The sequence below is a fragment of the Natrinema versiforme genome, from assembly GCF_005576615.1.
GTDB lineage: Archaea > Halobacteriota > Halobacteria > Halobacteriales > Natrialbaceae > Natrinema > Natrinema versiforme_A.
Genome location: NZ_CP040330.1, coordinates 1650675 through 1664295, shown reverse-complemented (window position 1 = coordinate 1664295; position 13621 = coordinate 1650675). Strand labels below are relative to the sequence as shown.

Sequence of the window (13621 nt, the reverse complement as noted above, 5' to 3'; positions counted from 1 at the left end):
CAGCGACTCGAGAGGCGTCTCACTGATCGAGCGTGATCGCATCGTCGGCCGCGTTCTGTAGCGCGTCCGAGCGGCCGTGTGACCCCGGCGCGATCGCGATCGTTTCCACGCTGACGGTGCCCGCGTACTCGAGGACGGGCTTGAAATCGGTATCTCGCGAGGCGATCGCGAGCCGATCGACGGTGCCGTCGCCGGTCAATGCGGTCGCGTCGACGGCGAGTTTCACGTCGACGTCGCCGCTGGTGACGATCACTTCGAAGCCGCGGGCCTCGGCGGCCTGAATGAGGCCGGGCGTGGCGTGTTCGTCGAGGTAGATTCGGATGACGCCGACCCGCCCGAGTTCGCGGGCCGCGTCGCGGAGGTCGTCGAGGTCGACATCGAACTCGTCGCGGAAGACGTTCGGCCCGTCGACGAACAGGCCCACTGCCGGCTCGGCGTTGTGCTGTGGATCGCCGGACTGGGCGAGACGGGCGCGAACGCGGTCGAACATACCCCGGAGTTCCCCCGGCCGCGAGATAGATGTGACGAAACGCGGTGGGTCGGTGAGCCGCGGCGATCCGGACGATACATCCGGTCAGACCGCAAAAACGCCGGAACGGTTTCTCGCCGTCACCGTCGTTGCTTCAGCGCCGCCCTGTACATATTCTCGGTATAAGTGTACATTTTGTTCGATTCTAACCAGATGGGTGCGATATTTGTCGGCATAAACGATCCTGAGTTCGATAAGAGTTTACTAATTTCAGGTATTGATGACTGTCGTCCCATGACACAGAACGGTCCCCCCGACGACACCCCCGACCGAACCTACGACCGACGAACGATTCTGACCGGTGCCGGCTCGATCGCCGTCGGCGGCCTGATCGGCTCGAGCGGCGTGGCAAGCGCGACGCCCGGCCGCGATCCGGGCCCGAAGAAAGACGAAATCCTCGTCGGCGTCTCCCCGTCGGCGACGGACGTGGCCAGCGAGGCCCGCGCCGCCGTTCCCGGGAACGCCGACATCGTACACGCGAACGAGTCGATCCACTACGCCGTCGTCGAGTTCCCGTCGGAAGCGCCCGATCACGCTCGCGAAGACTTCATCGATGCGATCACCAGCTCACCGGCCATCGAGTACGCGGAACCGAACGTGACCGTCCAGTCGCTCCTCGAGCCGAACGATCCCTATTACGACTACCAGCACGCACCCCAGCAGATCAACTGCGAGACCGCCTGGGAGACCACCCGCGGCAGCGACGACGTGGTCATCTCCGTCGTCGACCAAGGGATCCAGTACGACCACCCCGCGCTCGAGGCGTCCGTCGACGATCGGATCGGCGAGGATTTCGTCGACGGTGACGGCGATCCGTACCCGTCGCGGGGAGCGGATCACGGCACCCACGTCGGCGGCATCGCCGCGGGCGGGACCGACGACGGCACCGGCCACGCGGGCATCAGCGACTGCTCGCTGCTCTCGGTCCGCGCGCTCAACGAGAACGGCGTGGGATCGCTCGCGGACATCGCCGACGCGATCCAGTGGTCCGCCGACGCCGGAGCCGACATCGTCAACCTCTCGCTGGGCGTCGACGGCTCCTACGACACGCTGACCGCGGCCTGCGAGTACGCGGCCGACCGCGGCGTCTTCCTCGTCGGCGCGGCCGGCAACGACGGCAGCGATCGGGTCTTCTCACCCGCCGCGGAGGACACCGTCGTCGCCGTCTCCGCGCTCGAGGACGGCGATTCGATCGCCTCCTTTTCGAACACCGGACCGGCGATCGAACTCGCCGCGCCCGGCAGCCGGATCGTCTCGAGCGTGACCGGGGACGACTACGCACGGATGTCGGGAACGTCGATGGCAGCGCCGGTGGTCTCGGGCGTGGCGGGGCTCGCGCTCTCGGCCCATCCCGACCTCTCGCGGACGGAACTCCGCGAACACCTGCGGGCGACCGCGGTCGACATCGGCCTCGACGGAGACGAACAGGGCCACGGGCGCGTCGACGCGGCCGCAGCGGTCGAAATCGACCCGTTTTCGGACGACGGCGCAAGCGGGGACGAGTCCGGCGGCGAGTGCGGCGACGAGACCGTCACCGCGAGCGCGAGCGGCTCGCTCGACGGCAGCGGCTGGTGGGGCGAGAGCGATCGGTACAGCTACGCGCTGAACACCGCCGATCCCTGCTCCATCACGATTTCGGTCGACGGGCCCGCCGACGGCGACGTCGACCTCTACGTGACCGCCGACGGCAGTAAACCGGACCGGTGGACCTACGACGAGTCGTTGACGGGGACGGGAGCGGTCGAATCGATGACGCTCTCGCTCGAGGGCGACGAGGCGTTCCGATTCTACGTCTACGCGACCAGCGGCAGTGGCGAGTACACGTTGCGACTCGAAGAGCGGGGACGGTAGCGCCGACGGAGGCGCCGCCGGCCGCTCACCGCATCACTCGAAAATGAAGTAATCGCGCTCTTCTCCCTGCACAGAGATCCATTTTGGCTCGGTGAGTTCCCGGGTAATCCACTCGCCGTGATACCGGCCGAGGCCGGACTGCTTGACCCCGCCGAAGGGCGCGTTGTGGTCCTCGTTGATCGGCTGATCGTTGATGTGGACCATGCCCGCCTCGACGCGATCGGCGAGGGCTCGAGCGCGCTCTTCGTCCTCGCAGAAGACCGCCGCCGAGAGGCCGTACTCGGTGTCGTTTGCCAGTTCGATCGCCTCCTCGTCGTCCGCGAACGGGATCACGGGCGCGACCGGCCCGAAGTGCTCGTTACAGGCCGTCGGCATGTCGTTGGTCACGTCCGAGAGAACCGTCGGCTCGACGAACAGGCCGTCGGCCTCGCCGCCGGTCTCGAGGGTCGCGCCCGCCTCGAGCGAGCCCTCGATAAATTCGACTAAATCGTCGCGCTGGGTTTCGTTCTGGACCGGTCCGAACGTGACATCGTCGTTCTCGGAGGGGTCGCCGATCACGAGCGACTCGGCGTGGTCGACGAGCAGGTCGACGTACTCGTCGTAGAGATCCTCGTGGACCAGATGGCGGTTGATCGAGATACAGACCTGTCCCTGATGGAAGAACGAGCCGAAGGCACCGGCACGGGCGGCCCGCTCGAGGTCGGCCTCGTCGGTGACGATGAAAGGCGCGTTGCCTCCGAGCTCGAGGGCGGGCAGCGCGAGGTTCTTGCCGGCCGTCTCGGCGACGCCCTTGCCGACGGGCGTCGAACCGGTAAAGGAGACGACCCGCGGGATCGGGTGGCCGGCGATCCGATCGCCGATGTCCGAGCCGCGACCGGTGACGACGTTGACGACGCCGTCGGGAACGCCCGCGGCTTCACAGAGCTTCGCGATGAGCAGTCCGCCGGTGATCGGCGTGTCCGTCGCCGGCTTCAGGACGACGGTGTTGCCCAACGCGATGGCGGGTGCGAGCGCTCGCAGGGAGAGGTGCAGCGGGAAGTTCCACGGCGAGATGATCCCGACGACGCCGACCGGCTCGTGGACGATGTGGTTGTCCTTGTCGTCGATCGACGAGGACGGCCGGACCTCTTCTTCCGGCGGTTCCAACTCCAAGGCCATCTCCACGTCGCCGGTCGCGGTGGCGAACTCGCCCATCGCGCGGTAGCCGGGGGTGCCGGCCTCCGTCGCGAGCAGGCCGGCGATCTCCTCGAAGCGTGCGTTGAGTTCCTCGAGCAGGTTCTGGACGATCTCGTTGCGCTCTTCTCGAGGCGTCGTCGCCCAGTCCGATTGTGCGGCCTCGGCCGCCTCGTAGGCGGCGTCGACGTCCGCCTCGGTGCCGGCGGGGACGTTCGTAAACACGTCCTGTTTCGCCGGGTTCTCGACCGGGATCGTCTCGCCGCCAGTGGCGTCGCGCCACTCGCCGTCGATATACAACTGATCCCAATCAGCCTGTGGCTCGAGCGTTGGGGTGCTCATACTGTCTCCCGACTACGTTATTTTCGGGCATACGTTTTCCGCAACCGGAGACGGTAGCTCCTCGCGTTGTAATCGGAACCGGTTACGAACCCTGTGCGTAATCGGTTCGCACGCGATCGGCTTCGACTCCGGTCGTCGATCCCACAGGCACCTCGAGCGGCCGTCTCGCGCTCGAGCGACGAAAAGACATTACTACTCCGCGAATGACGTTCCGGGTATGCCGCTTCAGACGCCGCCGTTACGTGGGATACACGATGATCGCGGGGCGAAGTTTACGGAGTTTGGCGGCTGGGACATGCCGGTCGAGTTCGATTCGATCCGGACCGAGCACGCGGCCGTCCGGGAGGACGTCGGGGTCTTCGACGTCTCGCACATGGGTCAGATTCACGTCACCGGCCCGGACGCGACGGCGTTGATGCAGCGGCTGACGTCGAACGACATCAGCCGGCTGGCGGTCGGCGACTCCCAGTACGCCGCCATCACCGACGAGGACGGGATCATCATCGACGACACCGTCGTCTACCGACTACCCGACGAGTCCCATCCGACCTACCTCTTCGTCCCGAACGCCGGCACCGACGAGGCGACCCACGAACGGTGGCTCAGCTACCGCAACGAGTGGGACCTCGAGGCGACCGTCGACAACCGGACCGACGAGTACGCGATGTTCGCCGTGCAGGGGCCGAACGCGGCCGATCTGCTCGAGGGCATCGCCGAGGGACCGGTCACCGACCTCGACCGGTTCGAGGCCCAATACGCGACGATCGAGGGCGTCGACTGCTGGACGGCCCGGACGGGCTACACCGGCGAGGACGGCTTCGAACTGATCGTCCCGTGGGCGGCCGCCGCGGAGATCTGGACGGCCATCGACTGCCAGCCCTGCGGGCTCGGAGCCCGCGACACGCTCCGCATCGAAGCCGGATTGCTGCTCGCCGGGCAGGACTTCGATCTCGACTCGAACCCGCGGACGCCCTACGAGGCCGGCATCGGTTTCACCGTGGCCCTCGACACCGAGTTCGTGGGCCGGGACGCGCTGGCTGCGATCGAGGAGAGCGGCGTCGAGGAGCGACTCGTCGGCTTCCAGTTGATCGACCGCGGGGTTCCGCGCCACGGCTACGACATCACGACCACCGAGAGCCGGGTGATCGGCACCGTCACCAGCGGGACGATGAGCCCGACCCTCGAGAAACCGATCGGCCTCGGCTACGTCCCGGTCGAGTACGCCGAGCCGGGGACCACCCTGCAGGTGGTCGTCCGCGGCCAGTCGAAAAAAGCACGAGTCGAAACCACACCTTTCATCGATACAGTACAATGAGCTTCGACATTCCCGACGATAGACGGTATCTGGAATCGCACGAGTGGGCCCTCGAGACCGACGGCGTCGTCCGCGTGGGCATCTCCGACTTCGCACAGGACGAACTCGGCGACGTGGTCTTCGTCGAACTCCCCGACGAGGGCGACGAACTCGCCCAAGAGGCGGAGTTCGGCGTCGTCGAATCGATCAAGGCCGTCTCCGATCTCTACGCGCCCGTCGGCGGCGAAGTCGTCGCGATCAACGACGAGCTCTTCGACGCCCCCGAACTCGTCAACGAGGACCCTTTCGGCGAGGGCTGGATGCTCGAGATCGACCCGGACGACCCCGACGACCTCGAGGCGCTCCTCTCGGCCGACGAGTACGAGGAGCAGATCGCCTGAATCGGTCCGTTTTCGGCGCGAGTCAGCCATCGCTCTTCGGCAGCGCCCGTTCTCTCACTCTCTTATTCTGGGCCTCGTTGCGCTCGAGGACAGTTCGAGGCGCTCAAGTCGTCAGAAACGAAGGAAACCGGCGCGACTCGAAGCGAACGACTGCGGTCAGAAGACGAACCGTTCGACGATCCGGCCGAGCAGTCCCGGGCGGTGAGTGCCGTGTGCGTGAACGCCGAGCGCGGGTGACTCGGTCGCGTCGATGAGCCGGTCCGCGAGGTCGTTCCCGAGGACGGTTTGCAGCCGTCCGCCGTCGCGACCGATGACGAGGAACTCGGCAGTCTGTGCGACCCCGATCAGTTCCTCGACCGAGCCGTCCGTTTCGACGATTTCGGTCGTGACCGGCGCGGAACAGAGGTCGACGAGTTCGTCCTGATAGTCCTCGATCGTCCGCCTGAGATCGGCCGACGCCGACGACTCGATCGCGTACACGAGCCGGACCGTCGCGTCTAGCTCGGTGGCCAGCGCGTCGGCGATCCTGACCTTCGACGGATCGAACGGATTCCGATCGGTAAGCACCGTGACCTCCCCGACGGCGTCGAAGTCGCGGTCCTCGACGAGGACGACGTCACAGGGGGCGCGGTGGAGGATCCACTCGATCGGACTCCCGATGAACTGGTGGCGGAGCCCGCCGGGCTGGCGCTCCATCAACAGCGCGTCGACCCCCTCGTGGGCCGCGAAGTTGACGATCGCGTGTTTCGTGTCGTGGCTCACGATTTCTCCGTAGGTGATCGGGACATCGAACTCCGCACACAGCTCTCCGGTCTGTTCCTCGAACTCGAGGTCCGCCGGCGACTGCGTCTCAGAGGCGTAGCCCAGCGACACCTGATCCGGCACCTCGTCGAACTGGATGACCGTGACCCCGCCGCCGCGTTCGCGCGCCACGTCCGCGGCGATGCGGATGAGTTGCCGCTCGCGGGCTTCGGCGGTCCCCTCGGTCAGCGCGACGAGGACGTTCGAGGTCGTCGACTCCAGGGCGTCCTCGGTTCGGTCGACGGCCGAGCGGCCGGTCGTTCGGCGGACCGTGTCGACGGCGATCCCGGCGCGGTCAATCCGCGGGCGCGCGTAGACCCAGTACCAGCCGATGCTGCCCGCGGTGATGACGGCCGCGCCCGCGAGGGCGACGGTCCCCATCTGGGTCAGCAAGACGAAGCCGCTCGCGATCCCGAAGAGCTGCATCGCCGGGTACAGCGGCGACTCGAAGCTCGGCTCGTACTCCTCGACGTCGGCGTGGCGGAACGCGATCAGGGCGACGTTGATCAGGATGAACACGAGGATCTGGAACGCGCTCGCAAGCTTGGCGATCTCGAGGATGGGGACGAACGCGATCAGGACGAGCATGACGCCGCCGGTGAGCGTGATGGCAGTCGTCGGTGTCCCGAATCGGTCGCTGACGGTCGCAAAGCGGGGCGGTGCGAGATTGTCGCGGCTCATCGCGAAGGGGTACCGCGACGAGGAGAGGATCCCGGCGTTGGCGGTGCTGACGAGCGCGAGGATCGCCGCGAGCACCACGGCGATGACGCCCGGTCGGGCGAGTGCCCCCTCGGCGGCGATCGCCATCGGCGTCTCCGAATCCGCGAGGGACTCGAGCGGCGAGATGCCGACCATCACCGCGACGATGAGGACGTACAGGATCGTGGTGAACGTCAGCGAGCCGAGGATGCCGAGCGGGATGTTTCGGCCGGGGTTTTCGATCTCCTCGGCGACGCTCGCAACCTTGGTGACGCCCGCATAGGAGACGAAGACGAGGCCGGTGGCGGCGAGCAGGCCGCCGACGCCGTCGTCGAACGAGCCGTCGAACTGGCCGGGGTCGATGCCCGTCGCCCCGCCGCCGACGAACCACGCCAGCGCGGCGAGCATGACGACGACGATCGCGACCTGCAACTGGCCGGTCTGTTTGGCCCCGATGACGTTGACCGCGATGAGAACCGTCGCGAGGACGAGCGCGACGGGTTTGACCGGGAGATCGAAGAGAAGCACGAGATAGGGAACGCCGCCGACGAGCGCCAGCGCGCCCTTGAACGCGAGCGAGAACCACGTGCCGACGCCCGCAACCGTTCCCAGTATCGGCCCCATTCCGCGTTCGATGAAAATGTACGTGCCGCCGGCCTCGGGCATCGCCGTTGCCATTTCCGACTTGCTCAACGCGGCGGGAACCACGAGCAGTCCCGCGAGCAGGTACGCGACGACGACGCCCGGGCCGGCGATTTTGATCGCTAACGCCGGCAGGATGAAGATCCCGCTCCCGATCATCGCACCGATACTAATCGCCATCACCGACGGCAGTCCGAGGTCTCGTTCGAGGTCTTTTGTCATTGGATCTGAGTGTGGTGTCGTGAGGCCGCGAGTCACCCGGATCAGGGATCACGCGACCAGCGCCGGAGTGCATCTCGTCTCTCGCTCGAGCGCGATCGTCGGTCCGCTGGATGATACACTGCTCGAGGGGCCTGAAGCCAGAGAGATGTGAGACGGTATCCAGAAACCGGATACCCGCTTACGAGTGAAATGCAACGACAACGAAATAAACCCCACGGATTCCCGATTGATGTGAGATACGTTCGCATCAATACCGAATCGAAAATCCGTTCGGTCGAAACGAGAAATACGAACCGAACGATCGTACAATAGTGCTGAGCCCCGCGGCGTTGCGTACCGTTCTCCCACTGCTCTGGCGGAACGCTATCTTTAAACAGCGAGAGAATTCCGCCGTTTACGGCGAGGAGGATGTCACTCGAGGGTGACGAGGTGCTCGAGCACGTCGTCGAGCGGTGCCGACGTGACCGCGAGCGAGTAGCCGTCGATGCGTGCGAGTTCCCCCGCGTGATCCCAGAGGTTCTCCTCCTCGAGGCCGTGGAGGATCACGGCGTTCGGCGTCGGGTTGACCATTCGGAGCGCGATGCCGACGCCCTCGCCGCGGGTGACGTTGGTGAACACGAGCACGCGGTTCGTGCTCTGGCCGTAGAGTCGGAAGAACTCCTCCGTCGAGAGGCGCGTGATCGCCTCGATGCTGTCGATGACCGTGTGGCCGCTGACCTGTTGGGTGCCGCCCGCGGCCACTTCGGTCGCCTCGAGGTCGTCGTGCAGTCGCTCGAGGGGCAGCGAGGTGGCGTACTCCCGCAGGTCGTAGACGACGTCGCTGTCGAAGCCCGCCGAGAGGACGCGGCCGTACTGCCGGATGCGCTCGCCGCCGCGGCGCTCGTCGATCGAGAGCAGCCCCTCGACGAGTCGGCCGACGACGCCGATCCCCGGACTCTCCCGGCGGCCGCTCTCGTAGTCCGAAATCACCGACGACGAGACGTCGAGTTCGGCCGCGAGATCGGTCTGTGAGACGTCGAAGTCGGTGCGCCACTTCCGCAGGGTGGCACCGGGGTCGTCGCTCAGCGTGATCTCCCCGGCGATCTTCTCCGCGAGTTCCCGTTTCGGTCCGCGTCCGCTCATACCCGACGGTCGGCCGGTCGGGCCAAGTAGCTACCGGAGACGGACCGATCGCCCGGCGGGCGAGGCGGCGATCGATCCCGACTCGATCGACGAGCGCTCCAGTTCGGTGGTCCAAACAATCAAGCCCTCCCGGTTCGAGTCGGCGGAACGTGCCATCGACCGTCGTCCACGTCGCGTTCGCGGGATTACTCGGGGTTGCATTGCTCGGCGACGAATTCGATACCCGGGCGATCCTGGTCGTAATGGGGTGTGCTGCTCTCCTCGATTTCGATACAGTGATCGGGATTGCCATCCCCGGAACCCACCGCGCGGCGCTGCACAACGTCTGGATCGTCCTCGTTCCCGCCGCCCTCCTGCTGTGGGACGGCACGGTCCGCGAGCGGTCGATCGTCGACGAACGGTGGGGTATCTACGGCCGCCGCGTCGCGTGGACCGGGGTGGCGGCGGTGCTGTTCGCGCACATCCTGTTCGACGCCTTCTTCAACGGCGTCAACCTCTTCTGGCCGCTCCACGACCGGTTCTACGACCTATCCGGCTCGCTGCTCGTGACCGATCAGCGCGGGCTGGTCCAGACGTTCGTCGAACTCGACGCTGGGGCCCTCGCCGAGTCGACGGCCCGCGGAACCACGGAAAACACGCACTACCGAACCGGGTTCGACCCCACGCGCGGCGAGCCCGCGACGGCCGTCGAGCGGATCTTCCCCATCGCGGCGACCGGCGAACGGTTCGTCCTCACGCTCGCCGGGTTCACCGCGGTCGTCGTCCGCATCGTCGAAGAGCGCCGACCGAACTGACGAGCCGCCGGTCGCGGACGATTTCCTCGGCCGCCGGATTCGACCTACTCGGCCGACTCCTCGCTCGAGGACGGCGGTTCCGTGGTCTCGACGCGATCGCGGAGCCACGCGATCGCCGTCTCGACCGTCTCGGGATCGGTACTCGAGACGCGGATCCGACCGGGGCGGTTCTCGCTCCGCGGATAGCTGCCGACCGAAACGTCGAAGCGCTCGGTGACCCCCTCGAGCGCCTCGTGGAGCGATCCCTCGGGTGCCGGCGTGTACAGCGTTTCCGCGGTCGATTCCCCCTGGAATTCGTCGGCGACCGCCTCGAACATCGCCGTCATCTCGTCGGGAATGCCGGCGAAGACGTAGACGTTCTCGACGATACAGCCGGGAGCCCACCCCTCGTCGGTGACGATCGGCGTCGCCCCCTCGGGGATCGAGGCCGCCGCGTCGATGTCCAGTTGGAGGTCGTACTCCTCGACCATCTCCGGGTTTTCGTCCCGGAACGCGGCCGCCTTCTCGACCAGTCGCTCCCGGATCTCGCCGTGGACGACGAACTCGCGCTCCAAGCCGTCGGCGACGGCTTCGACGGTCACGTCGTCGGGCGTGCCGCCGATGCCGCCGGTGACGATCACGGCGTCGAACTCGTCGTGCCAGCGAGCGACGTAGTCCGCGATGAGATCGCGGTCGTCGGGGATCGTCAGGATCCGGCCGACAGTGCTGCCGCGCTCGGTGATCCGCTCGGCCAGCCACGACGCGTTGGTGTTGGTCGTCGATCCCGCGAGGATCTCGTCGCCGACGGTGACGATCGCGACGTTCATAGCCGGGGTTCGACGCCCGGCCAGTTATCGGCTCGGATTCCGGCCGTCGCTCGAGAGGGAACGGGACTGCGCGACCGTCCGCCGGGAACCCCAACCCAGCTCGAAACGCGCTCGAGGCCGTCCGAACCGGCCGCCCGTCGTCGGTCGCCAGCGCCACGATTTTGTAAGTCCTGTGCCAAGTGGCCGTATGGACGTCTTCACCGGCGACGAGCGGCCCGTCGTGTCCCCGTCGCCGAGCGATATCCGTCGTCCCACCGGCGCTGCCGCGGTGGGAGAGCGAATCAGTGATCGAACGCGGGGCGGATCGGACCCGATACCGGCGACGCGAGATCCCCCGCGGCGACCGGGGTGGGGTCGATGGTAGCCGTCGACCTCGCATTCTCGTTCGGGCGACTCCTCTTCGCTCTCTTCCTGGTCTTCCTGAACGGCTTTTTCGTCGCCGCGGAGTTCGCGTACGTCCGTATCCGGCCGACGCAGATCGAAGAACTCGTCGCGGAGGGGCGGTCGTCGGCGAAGCTCGTCCAGGAGGCCGAGGAGAACCTGGACGACTACCTCGCGACGACCCAGTTGGGTATCACGATCGCCTCGCTGGGGCTGGGGTGGGTCGGCGAACCGGCCATCGCTTCGCTTCTCGAGCCCGTGCTGGGACCGGTGCTTCCCGCTGGGACGCTTCATCTGGTCTCTATCGCGATCGGGTTCAGCATCATCACCTTCCTGCACGTCGTCTTCGGGGAGCTCGCGCCGAAGACCCTCGCTATCGCGGACGCCGAGCGGATCGCCCTGCTCGTCGCCGCGCCGATGAAGTTCTTCTATTACATCTTCATCCCCGGGATCATCGTGTTCAACGGGACCGCGAACTTCTTCACGCGGCTCATCGGCGTCGCGCCGGCCTCCGAGCGCGACGAGAGCCACAGCGAGGAGGAGATCCTGCGGATCGTCGCCCAGTCCGGCGAACAGGGTGCCGTCGACATGGAGGAAGTCGAGATGATCGAATCCGTCTTCGACCTCGGCGAAACCGTCGCCCGCGAGATCATGGTGCCGCATCCGGACGTCGTCACCGTTCGCGCCGGCATGCCCCTCTCCGAACTCCGCGGCGTCGCCGCCAGCGGGAACTACACGCGGTTCCCCGTCGTCGACGAGGACGCCGACGAACCGGTCATCGGGTTCGTCCACGCGAAGGACGTCCTCCAGGCCATCGAGGCCGCAGACGGGGACGACGCGGGCGACGAACCGGCCGGTGAACCGACCGCACGCGACCTCGCTCGAGAGGTCCTCATCGTCCCCGAGACCCGCCGGATCGACGAGATCCTCGCGGAGTTCCGCCGGCGGAACGTCCAGATGGCCGTCGTCATCGACGAGTGGGGAGCGTTCGAGGGGATTCTGACCATCGAGGACGTCATCGAGGAAGTCGTCGGCGAGATTCAAGACGAGTTCGACGTCGCCGAGATGGAGCCCTCGATCGACGAACTCGCCGACGGCCGATACGAAATGGACGGCGGCGTCCCGCTCGCGGACATCAACGAGATCCTCGGAACGGAGTTCGAGGGCGACGCGTTCGACACCATCGGCGGCCTTGTGTTGAGCCGCCTCGGTCGTGCGCCCGAGGTCGGCGACGCGATCGAAGCCGACGGCTACGAGGTGACCGTCGAGGCCGTGGAGGGAACGCGCGTCTCGAGCGTGACCGTGAGCGAGGTCACCCCAGAGGCAGAGGAGTCGACCGACTGAGCCGCTACGCGGGACGATGCGGGTCGCACCGGGGCCGAGCGATTCTCCGTGGGATGTCATCTCGTGGGTCATTCCGTCTCGAGTCGACGGTCCGCTATTTCGGACGGTCGCTCACGAGACCATGACTGTAATCAGATATAACATATATGCGACATCTTTATGCTGTGAGATGTGTTTCCTCCGGCTATGGAACGACGGACCTTTATCGGCGTCTCGGGCGTTGGACTCGGACTCGCGGGCTGTCTCAACGCGGCTGTCGACGATTCGGACGCTGAGGCCGAGCCGGAATCCGGGAACAAAACGAGCGAGACCACGGACGAGTCGTTCAGCGACGCGAACTCGTCGACCGGCGACGAGACCGAGTCGGAAGACGATTCGAACACCGACGAATCCGAGGAGGGGGCAGACGAGGCCGCGGAAGACGACGACTCCGATGACGAGAGCGGGGACTCGGAGCAGACCGTCTCGTTTCCTTCCTGTACCCGGGCGGAGCTCACGGGGACGTTCGAAGCCGGCGATGTCGCCTTCGCGAACACGGGGTTCTACGACGACGGGCTGTACGGAAACACCATGCTCGAGGACGGGTTCGTCTTCGGCGAGGACGTCGACGCGCCGTTCTCGGGAACGGTGGTGTTCGAAATCGGCGGCGACTCCGCCGTCCGCGAGGGCGACGGCGAAATCACCGTCGAGATCCCGGAATACGGCAGTGACGGCACCGTCATTTCGGGACTCGCGACCGAGGAGATGGATTATCGGACGGGCGGCACCACACACGGAAACCCGAACGCGCGCGAGTGTCTGAGCGAGATCGAACCGAACGATACCGACGACGGGACCGACGGCGGAAACGCGACGTTTTCGGTGACGGCCCTCGAGACCAATACCCCGGTCGACGCCGGCGACTTTCTCGAGGTGAGCGCGACGGTCGAGAACACCGGCGGAGCCGAGGGCACGCAGGACCTCGCGTTGATCGTCGGCCACAGCGCGGAGCGGGTCGAAGAGCAGTCGGTAACCCTCGAGGCCGGAGAGCAGACGGGCCTCACGACGGGGTACCGTACTCCGTCGGTCGCTACTGATCAGGAGTTCCCAATCCGCCTCGAATCGGACGCCGATGCGGCCGAACGATCCGTGCTCGTCTACGGCACGAACTGAGACCCCCGAACCGCGCCGCTCTCCGATTTGCAGCCCGAAACGCGCGACCGGCGATCTCCTCGAGGATC

The 13621-nt window shown here is 66.5% G+C and carries 11 protein-coding genes; 6 read left to right on the top strand and 5 right to left on the bottom strand.

Features of this window, described 5'->3' with window-relative positions; translation table 11 throughout:
* Positions 1 to 19: 19 nt before the first annotated feature.
* Positions 20 to 490, bottom strand: a complete 471-nt coding sequence (locus tag FEJ81_RS08070; RefSeq protein WP_138244807.1) for an NYN domain-containing protein — start codon at positions 488 to 490, stop codon at positions 20 to 22.
* A gap of 273 nt (positions 491 to 763) precedes the next feature.
* Here FEJ81_RS08070 and FEJ81_RS08065 point away from each other — a divergent pair, with 273 nt between their 5' ends.
* Complete coding sequence (locus FEJ81_RS08065; RefSeq protein ID WP_138244806.1) at positions 764 to 2380, top strand: S8 family serine peptidase; 1617 nt, start codon at positions 764 to 766, stop codon at positions 2378 to 2380.
* Between the two features lie 33 nt (positions 2381 to 2413).
* On the opposite strand, the gene FEJ81_RS08060 is transcribed toward FEJ81_RS08065, so the two are convergent.
* The gene (locus FEJ81_RS08060; protein WP_138244805.1) at positions 2414 to 3895 is read right to left on the bottom strand and encodes an aldehyde dehydrogenase family protein; all 1482 of its coding nucleotides are present in this window, start codon (positions 3893 to 3895) and stop codon (positions 2414 to 2416) included.
* Between the two features lie 217 nt (positions 3896 to 4112).
* On the opposite strand from FEJ81_RS08060, the gene gcvT reads away from it, so the two are divergent.
* On the top strand, positions 4113 to 5210 hold the full coding sequence (gene gcvT / locus FEJ81_RS08055) for a glycine cleavage system aminomethyltransferase GcvT (protein WP_138244804.1): 1098 nt from the start codon (positions 4113 to 4115) through the stop codon (positions 5208 to 5210).
* Positions 5207 to 5590: a glycine cleavage system protein GcvH gene (gene gcvH / locus FEJ81_RS08050; RefSeq protein ID WP_138244803.1), complete on the top strand. Its 384-nt coding sequence runs from the start codon at positions 5207 to 5209 to the stop codon at positions 5588 to 5590. The genes gcvT and gcvH overlap by 4 nt, the downstream gene beginning before the upstream one ends.
* Positions 5591 to 5746: 156 nt before the next feature.
* Here the strand turns inward: gcvH and FEJ81_RS08045 are convergent, their stop codons facing one another.
* On the bottom strand, positions 5747 to 7954 hold the full coding sequence (locus tag FEJ81_RS08045) for a universal stress protein (protein WP_138244802.1): 2208 nt from the start codon (positions 7952 to 7954) through the stop codon (positions 5747 to 5749).
* Between the two features lie 411 nt (positions 7955 to 8365).
* Positions 8366 to 9076 carry a helix-turn-helix domain-containing protein gene (locus FEJ81_RS08040; protein ID WP_138244801.1) on the bottom strand — a complete coding sequence of 237 codons (711 nt, stop codon included), beginning with the start codon at positions 9074 to 9076 and terminating at the stop codon, positions 8366 to 8368.
* A gap of 149 nt (positions 9077 to 9225) precedes the next feature.
* On the opposite strand from FEJ81_RS08040, the gene FEJ81_RS08035 reads away from it, so the two are divergent.
* The gene (locus FEJ81_RS08035) at positions 9226 to 9870 is read left to right on the top strand and encodes a metal-dependent hydrolase (protein ID WP_138244800.1); all 645 of its coding nucleotides are present in this window, start codon (positions 9226 to 9228) and stop codon (positions 9868 to 9870) included.
* A 44-nt stretch (positions 9871 to 9914) separates the two neighbouring features.
* Here FEJ81_RS08035 and FEJ81_RS08030 read toward each other — a convergent pair whose 3' ends face one another.
* The gene (locus tag FEJ81_RS08030; RefSeq protein ID WP_138244799.1) at positions 9915 to 10676 is read right to left on the bottom strand and encodes a competence/damage-inducible protein A; all 762 of its coding nucleotides are present in this window, start codon (positions 10674 to 10676) and stop codon (positions 9915 to 9917) included.
* Positions 10677 to 11033: 357 nt separating this feature from the next.
* Between FEJ81_RS08030 and FEJ81_RS08025 the strand changes: the two genes are divergently transcribed.
* Positions 11034 to 12401 (top strand): hemolysin family protein, encoded by a 1368-nt coding sequence (locus FEJ81_RS08025; RefSeq protein WP_138244798.1) that lies wholly within the window; start codon positions 11034 to 11036, stop codon positions 12399 to 12401.
* A gap of 186 nt (positions 12402 to 12587) precedes the next feature.
* Positions 12588 to 13553 carry a hypothetical protein gene (locus tag FEJ81_RS08020; protein ID WP_138244797.1) on the top strand — a complete coding sequence of 322 codons (966 nt, stop codon included), beginning with the start codon at positions 12588 to 12590 and terminating at the stop codon, positions 13551 to 13553.
* Positions 13554 to 13621 lie beyond the last annotated feature (68 nt).